Origin of the sequence: Flavobacterium sp. J49 (assembly GCF_011742145.1) — a bacterium.
GTDB lineage: Bacteria > Bacteroidota > Bacteroidia > Flavobacteriales > Flavobacteriaceae > Flavobacterium.
The window spans coordinates 164707-182746 of sequence record NZ_JAAQQU010000105.1 but is presented as its reverse complement, the minus strand read 5'-3'; the positions used below and the strand labels follow the sequence as shown (position 1 = coordinate 182746).

Below are 18040 nucleotides of genomic sequence, written 5' to 3'. Positions count from 1 at the left end.
TTATTGGTTTAAATAAAATTCAAGTCTTTCTTTAATGTTGTGCAACGGTGTTGCCAATGCATTTACATATTGGAAATTTCCATCGCGTTTGTGGTCAATAGACAATTGAATCGGGCAGGCTTCGCTTTGAATGGCATTGACTTTAAACTCATTTTGCAATTCATCATAAACCAAATAAGGCGCGCCCGAAGAACCAAATCGGAAATAACCTTTAATCAGATACCGCAAACCTTCGAGTATATAATTTCCGCCAACACGTTCGGGAAAAATGGCAAAATGCTCCGTGAAACCTTCAATTTGGGCTTTGTTGAGCAATTTACCCACTTCACTCGTTGGGGAACTTTGCAGGCAATAATACTGGGCTTGCTCATCGCTTAAAACAGTGTAATCTATAGCAATACTAGGCATTGCATCTATGACTTCACTTGGCGTATTTACCATCCGATACAACGCAATATCATCGCTGTAAAAAGCTTCTATTAATTCTACCTCGACCAAATAAGTATGCCTGTTAATGGCAGGTTCCGCAAAATAGTCAGCGGAAGAAAAATGAGCGGAAAGTTCGGGTTTATTATAAAAATGTCGGTCTTTGAATTGGACAATCAAATGTGCCCGACAAATCTTCTTCTGTAAAAAGGTGACCCAACGTGTATCAAAATTGATTTGTTTTAAGGCCTCAATAGCAAACTGATAATCGCTGGGATTACTGCTGTTCCAATATCTTTTTTGGACGGTTTGGTCTAAAAGAAAACAATTCAGGAACAACTGTTTTTGAGCCTCATTCAAATTGGGCAAAATGTCATTGGTAAAAATGGTTTCGTCAATCGACTTAAAGATCTTGGCTTCTGTCTTTAAATTGTGAGCCACCGAAAGGATGTAGCCGTTACCAATGTGAAACGCACAAATGTTATTTTCAAAGTGTCTCCTGTTGGGCTCATGGCTGTTTTGGGTAAACATGACCCTAAACAAAGGCGACGTTTGTTCGTGAGTAAGGTCGAGTTGTTTTAAGAGTTTTTGATTCTTCATAAGATAGCGATTCGATTGCGATAACTCAAATATACCAAACATATTCACTTAGCCGATTTTTTGACCGATTATCTTATAAATAGCTGATTAATAGTGTTTAAATAAACATATTAGAAAAAAAAGTGGTAAATTGCCATTGCCTCAGATTGCCAGTGGAGTCCAGAAACCACTCAAATCAACGGGGCAATACCGAAAAGCCATAAGAGTAGGAGTTTATTTAAATTAGAATCTTATGCCTAAATTTATTATCGAAAGAGAAATCCCCGGTGCCGGAGATTTAACCGCAGACCAGTTAAAAGGAATTTCACAAACTTCCTGTAGTGTTTTAAGCAAAATGGGGCCCGATATCCAATGGGTAGAAAGTTTTGTAACGGGAGATAAGATTTATTGTGTTTATTTGGCGCCAGATGAGCGACTAATCTTAGAGCACGCCAAGCAAGGCGGTTTCCCCGCTAATAAAATTTCAAAAGTGGTAAATACCATAAGTCCGGTAACCGCTGAATAATCGGAGAACAGCAACTTTAAATTATAAAGTTGCTGTTTTTTTTATGCTCTCGAGTATTCTATATTTTTCAAACCAACCAATAACTATATAAAATGAATTTAAAACAATCACTACTCATTGCTGTGCTGATTAGTGCAGTAAGTTTGGGCGCTTGGGAAGGCTACTGGCGGTCACAAGGTTTCTACCCCAATATTGATGACAACAAAGATCTCTGGGCTGTGCAAAGGGGCAAGGTCAAAAGTTTAACCAATGACGATGTCATCTTAATTGGTTCATCTCGTGTTCTTTTTGATGTTCAAGTGGACGAATGGGAAAAAAGTACAGGAAGAAAACCCCTTCAGTTGGCTTCACCCGGTTCATCACCACTGCCTATCTTTCACGATTTGGTGGAAAAGACCGATTTTAAAGGAACTATTCTCGTAGGTGTTACACCAGGGCTGTTCTTTTCTACCACTTTTCCGGAAGCTTTTCCTTGGAGAAGACCACAAACCAAGGTTGATTATTTTCACAACCGTACGTATGCCCAACAATTGAATCACTACGTTTCGTTACCGCTGCAAAGTAGTTTAGCCATGATGTCGGGCAGCGAAGAAGAATGGTCTGATGATATAGATTTAAAAGCTTTATTGAGCCGAATTAAAATTGGAAATCGTACCGGCGAAACCGATTTTCCGCCTTTTTATAATTTTAATGATACCCGTGTCGACAGAAATACAACCATGACCGAGCGTACTGCCAAAGACACTGCTTTTGCCAATTCTATTAAGAGGGTTTGGGGATTTTTCGGTAAAAGTGCGCCACCACCGGATAAAAAAAGTACTATGGCTTTCTTTTTAAAAGATTTAGAAAAGTTTAAAGCCAAAGGCGGAAAGGTAATTTTAGTCAGATGTCCATCTAGTGGAATGCTCAAAAAAGGCGAAGATATGGCTTTTCCGAGGGCCACTTTCTGGGATGAATTGGTAAAACAAGCGCAGGTTAAAAGCTACTATTTTGAAGATTACAAACAGCTGCAATTCGACTGTCCGGAGTGGTCTCATTTATCGGCACCCGATGCTCGTAAGTTTACGCTGTCGCTCCTTGAAATTATAAAAGCCGATAATGGATTGTCTAACCCTAAAACCAATTAACTATGTTATTTAATTCCTTGAGTTTTGTCGTTTTTTTGGTGATAGTGTTAGTGCTTTATTATGCCAAATTTTTTAACTGGACGTTTAAAAAGCGAATGTTGCTTTTTGCCAGTTATGTTTTTTACGGATTGTGGAATCCGCCTTTGGTCATCTTATTATGGATTTCTACCATAATCGATTGGATTACCGGAAAAGAATTGGCGGTAGAAGAAAATAAGAGAAAGCGGCTTTTATGGTTGCTGCTTAGTATGTTTGTCAATTTGGGCTTCTTGTTCTTTTTTAAATACGGCAATTTTTTACTTGAAAACTTTACGTTGTTGATGAGTTCTGTTGGAATAGAATACAAGCCTTTACCGATGGATATTATCTTGCCGATGGGTATTTCGTTTTATACTTTTCAAACGATGTCTTACACCATTGATATGTATTGGCGCAAAACCGAAAGGGCAAAAACATTTTTAGATTTTGCGTTGTATGTGACCTTCTTTCCACAATTGGTGGCCGGTCCTATTGTTAGAGCAGGTGATTTGATTACGCAGTTTTATGAAGAAAAAAGAGCTACAGTCAACCAATTTATTTGGGGTTTGTTTTTATTAACGATAGGCTTGTTTCAAAAAGTAGTCTTAGCCGATACCTTATTGTCTAAAACCTCGGATACGGTTTTTGATTCAGACAAAGTGCTGAATACTTGGGATGCTTGGACGGGAACGCTTGCTTTTTCGGGACAGATATTTTTTGATTTTGCCGGGTATTCTACTTGTGCTATCGGATTGGCTTTGATGCTTGGTTTTCATCTTACGGATAATTTCCGATACCCTTATGCGGCCATTGGTTTCTCTGATTTATGGCGAAGATGGCATATCTCTTTGTCGACTTGGCTAAGAGATTATTTGTACATTCCGCTTGGCGGTAATCAAAAAGGCTTAGTGCGTATGTATGTTGCTTTAATGCTGACCATGCTATTAGGCGGTTTGTGGCACGGGGCCGCATGGACATTTGTGATTTGGGGTGCTTTGCATGGTCTTTTCTTGGTGGTTGAACGTTTGTTGAAGAATGTAATTACTATTAAAATTAACTTTTGGAACGGAATCATTTTGGCTTTAGGAACTTACACTTGTGTCAATTTTACCTGGGTGTTTTTCAGAGCCAGAAAGTTTGAAACCGCACAAAATATGATAGAGTCGATGTTGTTTATGCATGCTGATGGTGCTAAAGTTTTGGATACGTTTTCGATTGTGAAAGTTTTTGTTTTGATAACGCTGACTTTTATTTGTCATTGGACGATGAGAAATACTTCTATGGAAGCGGTTGCCCAAAAGAAATCGCCAATAGTTTTAGGACTGGTTTGGGCGGTAATGTTTTTCTTAATTGCCATTGCGCAGGGAAATGGGGAACAATTTATTTACTTTCAGTTTTAATTTATGATTTTAAGGAGAAGCCGCTGAATAGCGGCTTTTTTTTGTTTTATTAAGGCCTTGAGGCTGTGTAATTTTGATTCATTCTTTGAGGGTTTTTAGGTACCTTTAACTAGTTTAAATTCGAAGCCAATGATAAGTTTGAAAAGTATCCAAACCGAAGTAGATGTTTGTTATCTCTACAAAATTTTAGCGGAACACGAAGAAGATGAAAATGTAGCTCATGTTTTCAGGCAAATGAGCGAGATAGAGCACAGTCATGCTCTGGCTTTTTTGGCCAAAAACAATTTAGAGGCATCCCAATTGCCTAAACCATCCGGGAGAGCGCGGACGTTGCATTTTATCGGTAAGGTGTTTGGCTATGATTATATCTTAGGCGTTTTATTGGATACCGAAAAAAGTGTTTCTTCCTCTATAATCAAGGCGCGTAAACAAACCGGTTCCACAGCATCTCTGTCAGATACAGCCCATGTGACCATTTTAAAAAACATCCTTAACAATAATAGTCAAGTGTCCGGTGCCAACTTGGCCCGATTTGAAAAACGCCATCGTTCGGTAGGCGGAAATGCTTTGCGAGCTGCTGTCATGGGTGGCAATGACGGTTTGGTGTCTAATTTTAGTTTGGTTATGGGAATTGCCGGTGCAACCAGTGGCCAAGAAGAAGTTTTGTTGGCGGGTATGGCCGGATTATTGGCGGGTGCGCTTTCGATGGCTTTAGGCGAATGGATTTCGGTGAAGAGTTCGCAGGAACTTTATGAAAATCAAATGCAATTGGAATTGGAGGAACTCGAAACCAATCCGGAAGGAGAACAAAAAGAATTAGCACTCATTTATATGACCAAAGGTATTCCGGAAGCACAAGCCCAACAAATGGCTGCCGATATCATGAAAAATAAAGGGAATGCTCATGAAATGCTCATTAAAGAGGAACTGGGTATCAACCCGGAAGATTTAAAAGGTTCGGCGATGGAAGCAGCACTGACATCTTTTTTCTTGTTTGCGGTCGGCGCTATTATTCCGGTATTTCCGTTTTTCTTTTGGGGTGGTATGCAAGCGGTTATTATCAGTACTGTTATGAGTGCAGCAGGGTTATTTTTAATTGGCGCTGCTATTACTTTATTCACAGGGAAAAGTGTATGGTTTTCCGGTTTTCGCCAAGTTGTTTTCGGACTGATGGCGGCCGCCATTACTTTCGGAATCGGAAAATGGATTGGAGTTTCGGTAATGGGTTAAAATAAAAAAGGAGGTCTGTTACCGACCTCCCTTTTCTTATGATTTTGATTTATCATTATTAACTTGCACCACTTGATGCATTCAACTATTGAATTCTCTCTTCGAGACCTTCAAGTAATTAATCAAAATCATATTCAAATTTACTTTTTTCTGAAATACAACACTGTTAAAATTAGCAGTTTAACACTAGTTTAACTTTGCTTTAGTAGTGCAAATTGGATGCTTTTTTTCAGCTTATGCGTTGAGCGTATAGTTGACGCTGATTTTCGTGTTCAATAGCTTTGAAATCGGACAGTTGGCTTCGGCATCTTTGACCAGTTCATCGAATTTTGCATTGTCAATTCCGTCTACTTTTGCCGTCAGCGTAAGATTGGAAGCTACAATAGTACCGTCTTCAAACACAATTTCAGCATCGGTTTTTAATTCGGTTGCTGTAAATCCGGCGGCTTGTAAATTGAAAGCTAATTTCATAGAGAAACAGCCGGCATGTGCCGCGCCTACTAATTCTTCCGGGTTGGTTCCGACACCTTCTTCAAAACGGGAACCAAAGGAGTATTGTGTCTGATTTAAAACGGTGCTTTGTGTGGTTAAATGTCCTTTGCCGTCTTTTCCTGAGCCGTTCCAAACGGCAGTTGCTCTTCTTTTCATACCTAAATTGTTTATGATGTTATTTTGAAAGCCCTAATTTACAAAAAAATGACATGAACAGTGGTTAGTTTTAACTTAATTGTTATTTAGATAGAGGGCAGAAATGTAATCGGCCAACTCATGGTCTAATTGGGTAATGGCTTTCTTGCTATAGGTGAATAAGGTAATTTCAACCGAGAAGGCTTTGAAAATTTTATAGTCGGGATGATGGTCTATGGCATCAGCTTTTTGCGCTATAGTCAAAATAAATTGAGCCAAAGCGGTTTGGGATTCAAACTCAAAAGTATTGAGCAGTTTACCGTCTTTTGTTATCCATTCCATAGTTTTCTGTTTTATAAGTAGCCCAACAAGAAGTAAATAATTACGAACACAATGATGGCACCTAAACAACCGCCGCCTAATTTTTTTGCGCTATAACCCGCAATTAATGTTTTGAATATCCCATTCATAAGTTTTACAGTTTACTTTTATATTGAGATAAAGGTAAATAAGCTTAGGATGAATGGGTTATACAATTTTCACAAATGTTTTTATAATTCTAGTACTTTCCGCTCAGCAATTCACCACCAATGGCTGATTGGGTTTCGATGCCGAGTTTTTTCATCATTTCGTAGGTCGTACAAACCGCAGCAGAAGTCACTGGGATACCGCATTCCGCCTGAATCAAATCTATCGCTTCCAATGATGGCATTTGCACACAAGCTGAAGCCACTAAAACATCTACATCCGTCAAGTCTAATTGTTTGTAGATTTCCAATAAGTTCATCGGGTTTTGTGCCGCTACTTCTAAGTTGTCCGGAATTTCAAGTGCGATACTTTGCTTGACTTTGATGCCTTGGTGTTCAATGTAATCCACCACCATATCGGTTAATGGCCGCATGTAAGGCGTAATGATTGAAATCTGTTTGGCACCCAAAACTTTCAAACCATTAATCAAAGCGCCGGCCGAAGTCACGATGGGTGTTGGGAAATCATTGGCTACTGTTTCCTGGTGCAAATTCACTTCTGATACACAATGATACCCGCGTCCCATACTCATAATGGCTACCAAACACGCATAACCCATCACGTCAACGTGCGCGTCTGACAATTCCTGAGCACATTTCAAACTCATCGCATCCATGGCTTCGAGCTCTTCTTTGGTCACTTTTTTCATCCGCATGCGGCTGCTGTGAAACGTAAAACGCTCCGGCAGTATGGTTTCTCTGGCCCTGAAAATGGCCGGTATTTCGGTTTCCATCGTCACATTCGAAGATGGCACTATTTGTCCTATTCTATATTTCTTCATATTTATTTTATCTTGGGCGTTTACCTTCGGTCAGTCGGCTTGCGCCTCGTGTCCCTATCGGGTCGGGCTTTCCGTTACAATCTTTTTAGGATTTTATTTCCCTTCCGCTTTGCTCCGGGGCTATCCTAAAAAGGATTTTCACTTCAATCCCTAACGCAGCTTTTATTTATACCTGACAGCCACTGGCTGTCCTCCTCTTAATATCAAATCTAACGCAGTCTGTCTTTATTTAGAAATCTCTTTAACTGTATTTACTATCGTTCCAATACCTTCTACAGTGGCTTCTACCACATCGCCATCATACAACCATTCTTGCGGATCACGACCGGCGCCAACGCCTGCCGGAGTTCCGGTGGCAATGATATCGCCCGGTTCTAAAGTAAAGACAATACTCAAATCTTCAATCAAATCGTTAATGTTGAACAGTAAAAATTGGGTGTTAGAGTTTTGTTTCTCCACACCGTTGACTTTTAAAGACAAGTTCAAATTGTGCGGGTTTTCGATTTCGTCTTTGGTTACTAAGATTGGACCCATAGGCGCAAAAGTATCTTGTCCTTTGGAAACAATCCATTGGCCTTCTCGGCGACAATCACGAGCCGAAATATCATTAATGACGGTATAACCAAACACATAATCCAAAGCGTCTGCTTTAGGAACGTATTTTCCTTTTTTGCCAATGACTACCGCTAATTCAACTTCCCAATCCAATTGAGAAGTCAGTTTGGTGTTCTTAATAATTTCGGTATTGGTTCCGGTAACCGTTGTGGGCGGTTTCGAAAAGATAATCGGTTTTTGAGGTAATTTTCCTGTAGTGTCCAAGGTTCGCGCGCTTTCGGCTACGTGTTCGGTATAATTCAGACCAATCCCAATAATATTTTTCCTTGGTTTTTGGATCGGTGCAAGGAACGTTACTTCGTCTAATGAATAAGCAATTTCTTCAAAGAAATTCTCCGGGGTATCGGCTACCATATCGTTTAATTCTTCTACGATTTCAATGCCCATATCAATCAAATCGAGCATATCACTTGGCAGCGGAAAATTGGAAATCTCGCCAAAGTCTTCCATATCGATGACTTGGTTGTTGTGGAGGAATCCTAAACGGGGTTCGGTGTCGGCAGTTTGGTAGGTAAGTAGTTTCATTTGTTTTATGTTGCTGAGGAACTGAGTTCCTGAGTTTTTATTTAGTAATTAATTGATGTCCGTTGTTTTCCTCATATTCTCTTCCTTGAAATAATCCGAGACTTTCAATGACCGGCAAATCGTTGAAGTTGAACAAGCAAGCATCTTCACTGTCCGACGCATTATGGTGTTCGTGCCAAGCCCAAGAAGGAACACAGAAAATATCTCTTTCTTTCCAATCAAAACGTTGGCCGTTGATGATGGTGTATCCGCGACCTTTGGCACATTGGTACACAAACGATCCGGTATGTTTGTGGGCTTTCCCGTGGAAACCGGCAGGCAACAATTGCATAGCTGCACCCATAGTTTGCATCACATGACCACCGGTTAACGGATTGGAATATTGCATCAAAATTCCGTCAAAAGGATCAGGATGGTTCACAATTTGGGCGTCTAACAAAGCCGGATAGACTTTGCTCCAAGAATATTTGAATAAGGGTGAATAAGGTTTGTCCCAAGTCTTATCGGCCGGAATTAAGCCCGCACAGCTGTAACTCAACGGCAAATGGTTGATAGGCGCTACCAAAGGTTGTTTGCCGTCATACACCTCATAATCATTGGCTTCCAAGGCATTTACCAGTGGAATGTCCAATCCGTCTTGCCAAATGCAGGTTTGACCATCGGGTTCAACACCGTGTTCGTGCCAGGCAGAGTTGGGAGTAATCACAAAGTCATTGACTTCCAACATAATTTTATTGCCATCCACTACCGTGTAACCCTTAGAACCTTCCATGATAAAACGCAGGGCAGAGGCGCGGTGTCGGTGAGCCGAAGTGCTTTCGCCCGGACGCGTAACCTGGATTCCGGTGTATAACCAACCTACAGCGGCAGAAACGTCTTTGCGTTTGTCGTTGACCAAATACACTACGCGTCTTCCGGCTTGTTCGGGTGTTACGAGTTCGGAGGATTTTAAAACCAAACTTCTTAAATCTTCATATTTCCAAAGCATTGGGACCGAATTGGCTCGGGGTTCCCAAGGTTCGATGTCGTTGGCTACTGTCCAAAGTGCACCGGCACCAAGGGCTTCGAGTTCTTTATAATAAGCTTCGAGTTCGGGTGTGTCTTGTACTCGAGCACGACCGATAACGTCGTCTGAATAGTTGTTTGTTTCCATAGTTTTACTACTATCTTTTATTAAACTCCTCGTGGTTGTCTACAAAGGTAATCTTTCTGGTTGGAGCGGTATTGACTCTTAAATCAAAAATGTCAAAGCGGTTGTAATGTCCGAGAATGTCGTGCATTTGTTTCGGTTGGATGCATTTTTCCAAATCGATATCAGCATATACAATGCCTTCATCATCAATCAGCGGTGTGCCTATCACAGCGCCGTTTGGTCCAATAAATCCGGAGAAAGCAGAGCTTTTTCGGGATAACAATTCATCTACATTTGGCACATCTTCTCGTAAAGCGTCTTTAATTTCTTGGGAAATGGTAGAACACGAAACGATGGTGAATAATTTCCCTTCGAAGGAATGTGCGGCTGCACGAATCTTAATTGCTTCTGCCATATCATAATCAGGTGGTGCAACCGGTAGCGAAATATAGTTGGCAATGTGAATCAATTCGCCTTGCGAAAGCAGAGTGAATCGTGCTAAAGTATTGGTGTTTTCACCACAAGCCAAAGTTCCGATGGGACCAACTTCAGTATCATAAACTTTTAGCGAAGAACCATCACCGGATGTCCATGTGAGTTTTTCGGCCCAAGTTGGCACGAGCTTTCTGTGTTTACCGATTAGATTTCCTTTATTGTCAATGATGAGATTGGTATTGTAAATTTCGCCATAGCTATCGCCGCGTTCGTTGATTCCGATGACGATGTGCATGTTGTGGTCTTTCGCGGCTTGGAACAACGGTTGCATGCTTTCATCGGTAACGGCTACCGAGTTTTTATACAATTGCTCGTACCATTTGCTGCCTTGCACCGGAGTCATAATCCAGTTCCAATAAGGATAACCGGCAATGAATACTTCGGGGAAAGCGATGAGTTGAGCACCATTATCGCTGGCTTCTTTGACGAAGGAAATTACCTTATCTATCGTTTTTTCTACATTGAGAAAAACGGGTGATGTTTGTACAGTGGCGGCTTTGAATTTTTTAAAGTCCATAGTTTGAGTATTAAGACAGTTGGTAATTTGCTATTTTGTTTTTCATCTCCTCGTTAAAAGGTTCCGCTTTGATAGCATCTCTACCGTTGCTGATGGCGACGTTGACCAACGTTACTTCTCCTTCCAAACAAGTGTTGCCTTGTTCGTCTTCAAAACGGAAACCGCAATTTACCGAGGCACCGCCGAGTTTGATTACCCAAAGTTTTTTGGTTAAGACTTCGCCTAAGCGTGCCGCTTTTTTGAATTGGACTTTTAAATCTACGGTTGGAATACCATTCGTTTCATGGATTTTGGAGAATGGTCGATCTAAGGCTTCTTCAAACCAATCTTCGACTAAATCATTGAGCATTTCCAGGAATCTTGGATAGAAAACAATTCCGGCGTAATCGACGTGTTTGAAACGTATTTTTTCTGTTTTGGTAAAATAGTTGTTCATCTTTTCTATTTTCTTTTCTCTTTATTCTTTTTTCTAAAAAGGCTATTTCAATTTAAAGCGTTGTATTTTTCCGGTCTCTGTTTTAGGCAAAGCTTCGGTAAAATAAATCACTCTCGGATATTTATACGGTGCTGCTACTTCCTTGAACCAGTGTTGTATATGGTTTTTCATATTATCGGTAGCTTTACTTTGTTCTTTCAGTACAATGTGGGCGCAAACCAGCATGCCTCGTTCTTCATCGGGTAAACCGACTACAGCACATTCTAAAATTTCTTCATGGGTCAAAAGCACGCTTTCGACTTCAATTGCCGCAATATTATAGCCCGAAGAAATTATCATATCATCACCACGCGCTACAAACCAAAAATAACCTTCTTCATCTTGCCGGAAAATATCGCCGGTAAAGTTCCAACCGTTTTGCACGTATTCTCTTTGCTTGTCTTCTCGGTTTAAATATTTACAACCGGTAATACCCCGAACCATCAATTTCCCGGGTTCATTAACAGCCACTTCATTTCCTTCCGAATCCACTACTTTGGCTTCGTATCCGGTAATTGCCACGCCCGTAGCGCCGGGTTTCATATTCGCTTCATTCGAAGAGATAAAGATATGCAACATTTCGGTTGCACCAATGCCATCGATTATTTTTAGTCCGGTCACATCGTACCAATCTTGCCAGACTTTTAATGGTAAAGTCTCACCGGCGGAAACACATTTGCGCAAGCTGGAAATGTCGAAATCTGTTACTTTGGTCGTGATGATTCGCCAGGCTGTTGGCGCGGTAAAACAAATGGTAATTTTATAATCCTGAATCGCTTGCAAAAGCATATCCGGTGTTGGTTTTTCAATTAAGAAAGTCGAAGCACCGAAATACATTGGAAACAAAACCAAGCCGCCGAGACCAAAGGTAAAGCCAAGAGGCGGACTTCCGGTAAAGATGTCGTCAGCTGTCGGTTGGAGTGAATATTGCGGAAACGCTTCGCAAATGTTGACAATGTCTTTGTGAAAGTGCGACGTCATTTTAGGCAAACCTGTCGTTCCCGAAGTAAAGCCGATTAAGGCGATGCTATCGGATTTGGTGTGGTAATTGGTGAAAGTTGTTGGTTTGTTTGCCATCAAAGCTTCCAATGTGGAATTACCGTAAAAGCAAACCGATTGTAAATGCTCTGTTTTAACCAAATGCATTTCGTCAGCTAAACTATGGTCGCAGATGGCATGAGAGATTTCGGCACAATCGATTATGGTGGTTAATTCTTTGGCACGCAACAAAGGCATAGTGGCTACCACGATTCCTCCGGCTTTTAAAATGGCAAACCAACAAGCCACCATCATTGGGTTGTTAGCAGAACGAATCAATACTCTGTTGCCTGATTTTAATCCTAAATCTTCGACTAAAACATGCGCAATCTGATTGGCTTTTTCGTATAAATCTTGGTAAGTCCAAGTGGTTTCAAAAGTACGGATGCAGATATTGTTTCCACGACCTTCTTTAATGTGGTTGTCCAAAAGTACTTCAACACAATTCAGCATTTCCGGACGGTTGAACTGCGGTAAGTCTAAGAAAACATAGTCGGGCTGTAATTCCGGGCTAGGCAAGTGGTGATGGGTAAAGTTGTCGTCGTAGTATTTCATTTTTTTAGGTTCTAAGGCGCTGAGGTGCTAAGGTTCTAAGGTTTATTCTTTTTTATTGCTTTTGGGTTTTAGCGCTTTTTTCATGCCTTCCGTTTGCTTTCTTTCGGCGGCTTTTAACGGATATAAATGCGAACTTCCGGCTTTGTATTGGTTTGGAATGTCGCTAGCTTCAAATTGCTCATAGGCTTGAGCGTTCCGAACAAAATGAGCATCGGCTAATAACGGTCGGCCCAATGCCACCAAATCAGCTCTGCCGTTTAATATAATCGTATTAATTTGGTCAATGTCTTGAATGTAACCGGTGGTTATGGTTGGGATGTGAACTGTATTTCTTACCGCATCGGCAAAAGGTGTTTGCCACATTCGGCCGACTTGTGGTTTTTGATTCGCCACAGTATTTCCGGTAGAAACGTTGATGATATCGGCGCCGGCGTTTTTGAAAGCGGTTGCTATGGTGATAACCTCTTCTTCTGAAATTCCGTTTTGTGCCCAATCCGAAGCAGAGATTCTTACTGACATGGGTTTGTGTGGCGGAAAAGCCTTTCGCATTTCGTTGAAAACCCTTAACGGAAATTTTAATCGGTTTTCGATGGTACCGCCAAATTCGTCTGTTCTGATGTTGGTCAAAGGCGATAGGAAAGAGGCTAATAAGAAACCGTGGTGGGCTTGTAATTCGATTAAATCAAATCCGGCTTGGTCGGCATTTTTGGTCGCTTGGACAAATTGGGAAACGATTAAATCCATATCCTCGGAAGTCATTTCTTTCGGAATAGGGAACTTTTCATTGAATGCTATTGGCGAAGCCGAAATCAAATCCCAAGGCAACTCTATGGGTTCGTTTTGACCTTCCCAAGGTTTTTTCGTTGCGCCTTTTCGACCGGAATGGCCTAACTGAATTCCGATTTTGGCTTGGCTGTTTTGATGGATAAAATCGGTTATCTTTTTCCAGTCAACTAATTGTTCCTGAGTGTAAATACCAGCACAACCTAAAGTGATTCGTCCTGTTTCTGAAACGGCGGTCATTTCGGTAATGATTAGTCCGACACCGCCGGTTGCTCTGCTTCCGTAATGCACCAAATGCCAATCGGAAACTTTGCCATCAACCGCTGAGTATTGTCCCATGGGAGACATGACAATTCGGTTTTCTAATGTTAAATCACGGAGTTTGAATTGGGTGAATGCCGCAGGCAAAATTTGATTATTACCATTGCTATTATAATTGAACTCTTGAAGTACTTTATCAGTAAATGATTTGTCTCTTAGTCTTAAGTTTTCAAAGGTTACTTTTTTCGAACGGGTCATGCAGCCAAAGGCAAATTGATAGAACGGATGTTGGTTATTTCTATCCATGTGTTCAAACCAATCGAGCGAAACCAAAGCGGCATACTGAATCATTTCTACCGTATTTCTGCGGGTTTTATCGTATTGTTCGAATGCGGCTTGCACATTGTTCGGGTTAGCAATTACGGCGTCTGATAAACCTATGGCACAATCCATGGCCAACTTAGTGCCTGAACCGATGGAGTAATGTGCGGTAGCTTTGGCATCGCCTAATAAAACGATATTCTTGTGGAACCATTTTTCATTGGTCACATGCGGAAACTGACGCCAATGCGATTTGTTAGAAATCAATGGATGTCCGTCGAGTTCTTCTTTGAAGATTTCCGCAATTTTGGCCATCGTATCGGCTTCATTGGTCACTTCAAAGCCGTGTTTTTGCCAAGTTTCGTCGCTGCATTCAAATATCCAAGTGCTCATGCCGGCTTCGTATTGGTAGGTATGCGCCACCATTACACCGTGAGGTGTCGTTCTGAAGAAATAAGTAAAGGCGTCTAATGGTTTGGTAGATCCCAACCAAACAAAACGGTTTTTCTTTAACGTGATTTTGGTGCCGAATGCTGATTCGTATTGCGTTCTGATGCCACTGGCAATTCCGTCGGAAGCCAAGATGATGTCGGCGTCTTGGTATTGACTTAAGTCGTCAATATTCTGTTCAAAATGAAGATTGACCCCTTCTTCGCGACAGCGTTGGTGTAATAATTTGAGTAATGTTTTTCGGGAACAACCACAAAAACCGTTTCCTGCGATGCTGACTTCTTGCCCGTCACGCGCCACGATGATGTCATCCCAATAGGCAAATTGACTGCGGATTAACTCATACGATTGCATATCGCGTTTCAGGAATTCGCCAAGGGTTTCATCAGAGAACACTACGCCAAAACCAAAACTATCGTCGGGTTTGTTGCGTTCGTACACATCTATTTGGCAATGCGGCATTGCTTTTTTGGTTAGTATGGAAAAGTAAAGTCCGCCCGGACCACCGCCTATAACTGCTATTTTCATTTTTTAAAGTTTCTGAGTTTCTGAGTCACTAAGCAACTGAGTGTTTGATTTTTCATTTTTAAACATTAAGGAGTTAAGTTTAGGTTTAATGCCTCTTTTTTTAAAAACTTCTTAATGGTGAATTTACCCTCTTTTGATGGAGAACAACTCTCCTAATTTGGCATAATTAGAACCGGCTAATCTTGAGATTGGTTTATAGGTTTCTAAATTGATTTTGTAATTGTCTAACAGTACATCATCTTCAAAATGCATCATGACGATGCGTCCAATGACCACACAAGCGCCTCCGTTTTTATGGTCTTCGAGGAAGTAATGGTGAACCAATTCGCATTCGAAAGTGATTTTACTTTCTTTCACTCTCATGGGTTTTACTTTGACAGCTGCAACAGGAGTAACGCCGGCCAATGCAAATTCGTCGACTTCTGCAGGAACTGATTGTGCCGTGGTATTCATTTGCTCGGCCAAATCTTCAGTGACCATGTTGACCACAAACTGTTTGGTAGCCAGTACATTGTTTAAAGTGTCTTTGTTGGTATTGTTGCCTCTTCCTGCGGCAAACATGACGTGAGGCGGATCTTCGCCAACGGCATTAAAATAGGAGAAAGGCGCTAAGTTGTTGATGCCTTCTTCGCTAATCGAAGAAATCCATCCGATTGGTCTTGGGACAATAGCGCCGGTTAGTAGTTTGTAAACAGCCGAATACTCGAGCTCGTTAGGATCAAATAGCATGTTGTTGTTTGTTTACTACAAATTAAAGCTATTTTTTTGATAATTTTTAGCTGATTCTCATTTTCGAAACTGAAAATTTAGGAATCTCTTATTTTTAAATATAAAAGATTACAAAGGATGATTTAATGAGTTGCTAAATCAATCTTTACGAAATAATGTGATTCCAATCAATCCTTCTTGCTTTCGTGAATTTTAAAAGCTTTTTTGACCAATGACACGATAGTAGTAGCGAGAATAGCGCCCAGAAATGCCAAGAAAATATCTTTTTGTGCATCCCAAATATCGCCTTGAGTACCTAGGTAAGCATCTCCTTGCGCCGGGAAGAACAAATCGGCTACGGCCCATTCTATCAATTCATAAAAACCGCTAATGGAAAGGGTAATTTCAATAGGCAAGACCCACGCCACCATATTAGGATATTTAACCCATTTTAAGAATAATTCTCTCATGGGATAAGCCAATAAAAAACCAAAACTGAAGTGGACGATACGGTCATAGTGGTTGCGTTCCCAACCCATGTAATCTTTTAGCCAATAACCAAAAGGGTTTTCGGCATAAGTATATTTCGCACCATAAACATGCAAACACAAATACACACAAATCAGTAGATAGGATAGGTCGCTGAATTGGTATTTTTTAAAAGAAATGATAAGAAAGACAAAGAACAAAACGGTCAAGGTATTTTCGAGCAGCCAGTTATTCATATCGTTGGTTCCGATCAAAGTGCTGATCCAGATGATAGTAAATACGCTTAGAAAAGCCCACAGCCATGGGTTTTTGTTAAACGGAGTTCTCGTGGGCGAAATAGCGATGGTAAATGACATGATGAAGTGGTTTAGAAAACGAATGTAGAAAAAAAATGGAAACAGTTGGTAAAAACAACAAAAGCCAACACCAGGCCGACTTTTTTCAGTTGTTTATTATTCAGGATACAAATGACTAAGATTTAATGAATTTCTTGGTAAAAATATTATTCCCCGATTGGCATTGGATAAAGTACAAACCAGATTTTAAATGTGATACATCAATAGTTCTTGGGTTGTTTTTTTCGTTTAGTATTTCTTTTCCTAGTGCATCGGTTATGATGATGACATCAAGTGTGAGTGCGTCACAAGAGATGTTTAAAGTGTCAGTTACCGGATTGGGATAAATACTAATGATTTCTGTTGCAAAAGACTCCATCTCTAAAAACTGGCAATCGGTGTTGGCCACACGGGTAGGTGCAGTTCTTGGGATATTGGTGTAAATAGCCCCAATTCCCAATTGGTTGTACAGATTATTACCCCAAACCCATATTGAACCGTCACTTTTTAGTCCCATACTATGACTGACTCCCGCGTTAACGGTTTGCCAGTTGGAAGCTGTGCCTACACGGGTAGGTGTATTCACATTGATGTAATTTCCAAGTCCTAATGTTCCGTTGCTATTATTGCCCCAAGCCCATAAGCTGCCATCAGTTTTAATGGCCAGCGAAAAACCTGCCCCACAAGACACACTTTGCCAATTGGTATCGGTACCGATTTGAACAAAGGTGTTTTTGCTAGTATTGGTTCCGTCGCCCAGTTCTCCCGAAATATTACGACCGGTACCCCATAAAGTGCCATTAGATTTTATCCCCACAGAGTGAGTATAACCTGCTGATATGGCCAACCAAGTATCGCTGCCAATAGGTCCGGGTGTCGTTCGCATAGCGCCGGTGCCCAGGCCTAATTGTCCGTCAGTGTTGTATCCCCAACCCCATAATCTTCCGTTGTTTTTAAGCGCTAGTACATGATGCATGCCTGTGGAGATATAATTCCAATCGGTGCCGGTAGTAATTTGAATAGGGGTATAGCTGGGTGCGATTCCGCCGGTTCCTAATTCACCTTCGCTGTTGTCGCCCCAGCCCCATAGCGTGCCATCGGTTTTAAGAGCAAAACACTGATTGGTACCTGCGAATGCTTTGTTCCAGTCGTTAGCTGTTCCAATTCTGACAAAGCCAAATTGGTAAAAAGAAAGATTAGCATTCCCCAACTGACCGTATTGATTGCTACCGGTAGCCCACATAGAGCCGTTGCTTTTTATACCTAAGGTAACCAATTGACCTGCCGATACTACATTCCAAACCGAACCGGTACCAATTGCGGTAGGTACAGCATAAGTGCTGCTGGAGGCGGTGGCCAGTTGACCATTGTAACTATTGCCCCAGCCAAAAAGATTGCCGTCGGATTTAAAAACCAAACAATGGTTTCCGTCTGCACTTATTTGCCAGCATTGGCTGTTTGCAGCACAAAAGTGGATTAGCAGGGTTATGAATAGGTATTTTTTAATCATAGTTTGTTATTATGACAATTTATTACTGATGATTTCAAATTTAAAATTCTTTTTTGAATTT

The 18040-nt window shown here is 41.0% G+C and carries 17 protein-coding genes; 4 read left to right on the top strand and 13 right to left on the bottom strand.

The features are described 5' to 3' along the window. On the bottom strand, nt 1-1026 hold the full coding sequence (locus HA632_RS11595; protein ID WP_176307360.1) for a hypothetical protein: 1026 nt from the start codon (nt 1024-1026) through the stop codon (nt 1-3). 232 nt (nt 1027-1258) lie between these two features. Here HA632_RS11595 and HA632_RS11590 point away from each other — a divergent pair, with 232 nt between their 5' ends. The 4 genes from HA632_RS11590 (at nt 1259) to HA632_RS11575 (ending at nt 5306) form a co-directional block, all read left to right on the top strand. Beyond that, nucleotides 1259-1531: a DUF4242 domain-containing protein gene (locus tag HA632_RS11590; protein WP_176307359.1), complete on the top strand. Its 273-nt coding sequence runs from the start codon at nt 1259-1261 to the stop codon at nt 1529-1531. Nucleotides 1532-1623: 92 nt separating this feature from the next. Continuing rightward, the gene (locus HA632_RS11585; RefSeq protein WP_176307358.1) at nt 1624-2658 is read left to right on the top strand and encodes a hypothetical protein; all 1035 of its coding nucleotides are present in this window, start codon (nt 1624-1626) and stop codon (nt 2656-2658) included. 2 nt (nt 2659-2660) lie between these two features. Then, on the top strand, nt 2661-4076 hold the full coding sequence (locus HA632_RS11580) for an MBOAT family protein (RefSeq protein WP_176307357.1): 1416 nt from the start codon (nt 2661-2663) through the stop codon (nt 4074-4076). A 129-nt stretch (nt 4077-4205) separates the two neighbouring features. Beyond that, nucleotides 4206-5306, top strand: coding sequence for a VIT1/CCC1 transporter family protein (locus HA632_RS11575; RefSeq protein ID WP_217902850.1), 1101 nt, complete (start codon nt 4206-4208; stop codon nt 5304-5306). A 234-nt stretch (nt 5307-5540) separates the two neighbouring features. Here HA632_RS11575 and HA632_RS11570 read toward each other — a convergent pair whose 3' ends face one another. The 12 genes from HA632_RS11570 to HA632_RS11515 all read right to left on the bottom strand — a co-directional run bounded on the left by HA632_RS11570 (nt 5541) and on the right by HA632_RS11515 (nt 17979). Beyond that, nucleotides 5541-5954 (bottom strand): OsmC family protein, encoded by a 414-nt coding sequence (locus HA632_RS11570; RefSeq protein WP_176307356.1) that lies wholly within the window; start codon nt 5952-5954, stop codon nt 5541-5543. Between the two features lie 75 nt (nt 5955-6029). Beyond that, entirely contained in the window at nt 6030-6275 is a 246-nt protein-coding gene (locus HA632_RS11565) for a 4a-hydroxytetrahydrobiopterin dehydratase (protein WP_176307355.1), read from the bottom strand. A 217-nt stretch (nt 6276-6492) separates the two neighbouring features. Then, complete coding sequence (locus HA632_RS11560) at nt 6493-7242, bottom strand: Asp/Glu racemase (protein ID WP_303396487.1); 750 nt, start codon at nt 7240-7242, stop codon at nt 6493-6495. Between the two features lie 225 nt (nt 7243-7467). Next, nucleotides 7468-8382, bottom strand: a complete 915-nt coding sequence (locus HA632_RS11555) for a fumarylacetoacetate hydrolase family protein (RefSeq protein ID WP_176307354.1) — start codon at nt 8380-8382, stop codon at nt 7468-7470. Nucleotides 8383-8419: 37 nt separating this feature from the next. Beyond that, a complete protein-coding gene (locus tag HA632_RS11550; RefSeq protein WP_176307353.1) occupies nt 8420-9535 on the bottom strand; it encodes a cupin domain-containing protein in 1116 nt (371 codons plus the stop codon). A gap of 10 nt (nt 9536-9545) precedes the next feature. After that, nucleotides 9546-10526 (bottom strand): carbon-nitrogen hydrolase family protein, encoded by a 981-nt coding sequence (locus HA632_RS11545; RefSeq protein ID WP_176307352.1) that lies wholly within the window; start codon nt 10524-10526, stop codon nt 9546-9548. 10 nt (nt 10527-10536) lie between these two features. Next, the gene (locus HA632_RS11540) at nt 10537-10962 is read right to left on the bottom strand and encodes a thioesterase family protein (RefSeq protein WP_176307351.1); all 426 of its coding nucleotides are present in this window, start codon (nt 10960-10962) and stop codon (nt 10537-10539) included. A gap of 42 nt (nt 10963-11004) precedes the next feature. After that, nucleotides 11005-12594 (bottom strand): AMP-binding protein, encoded by a 1590-nt coding sequence (locus HA632_RS11535; protein ID WP_176307350.1) that lies wholly within the window; start codon nt 12592-12594, stop codon nt 11005-11007. Between the two features lie 42 nt (nt 12595-12636). Continuing rightward, nucleotides 12637-14937: a bifunctional salicylyl-CoA 5-hydroxylase/oxidoreductase gene (locus HA632_RS11530; protein WP_176307349.1), complete on the bottom strand. Its 2301-nt coding sequence runs from the start codon at nt 14935-14937 to the stop codon at nt 12637-12639. A 123-nt stretch (nt 14938-15060) separates the two neighbouring features. Continuing rightward, complete coding sequence (locus HA632_RS11525; protein ID WP_176307348.1) at nt 15061-15666, bottom strand: flavin reductase family protein; 606 nt, start codon at nt 15664-15666, stop codon at nt 15061-15063. A gap of 167 nt (nt 15667-15833) precedes the next feature. Continuing rightward, nucleotides 15834-16490, bottom strand: coding sequence for a DUF2238 domain-containing protein (locus HA632_RS11520; RefSeq protein ID WP_176307347.1), 657 nt, complete (start codon nt 16488-16490; stop codon nt 15834-15836). A gap of 115 nt (nt 16491-16605) precedes the next feature. Next, on the bottom strand, nt 16606-17979 hold the full coding sequence (locus HA632_RS11515) for a T9SS type A sorting domain-containing protein (protein ID WP_176307346.1): 1374 nt from the start codon (nt 17977-17979) through the stop codon (nt 16606-16608). Between the last annotated feature and the right edge of the window lie 61 nt (nt 17980-18040).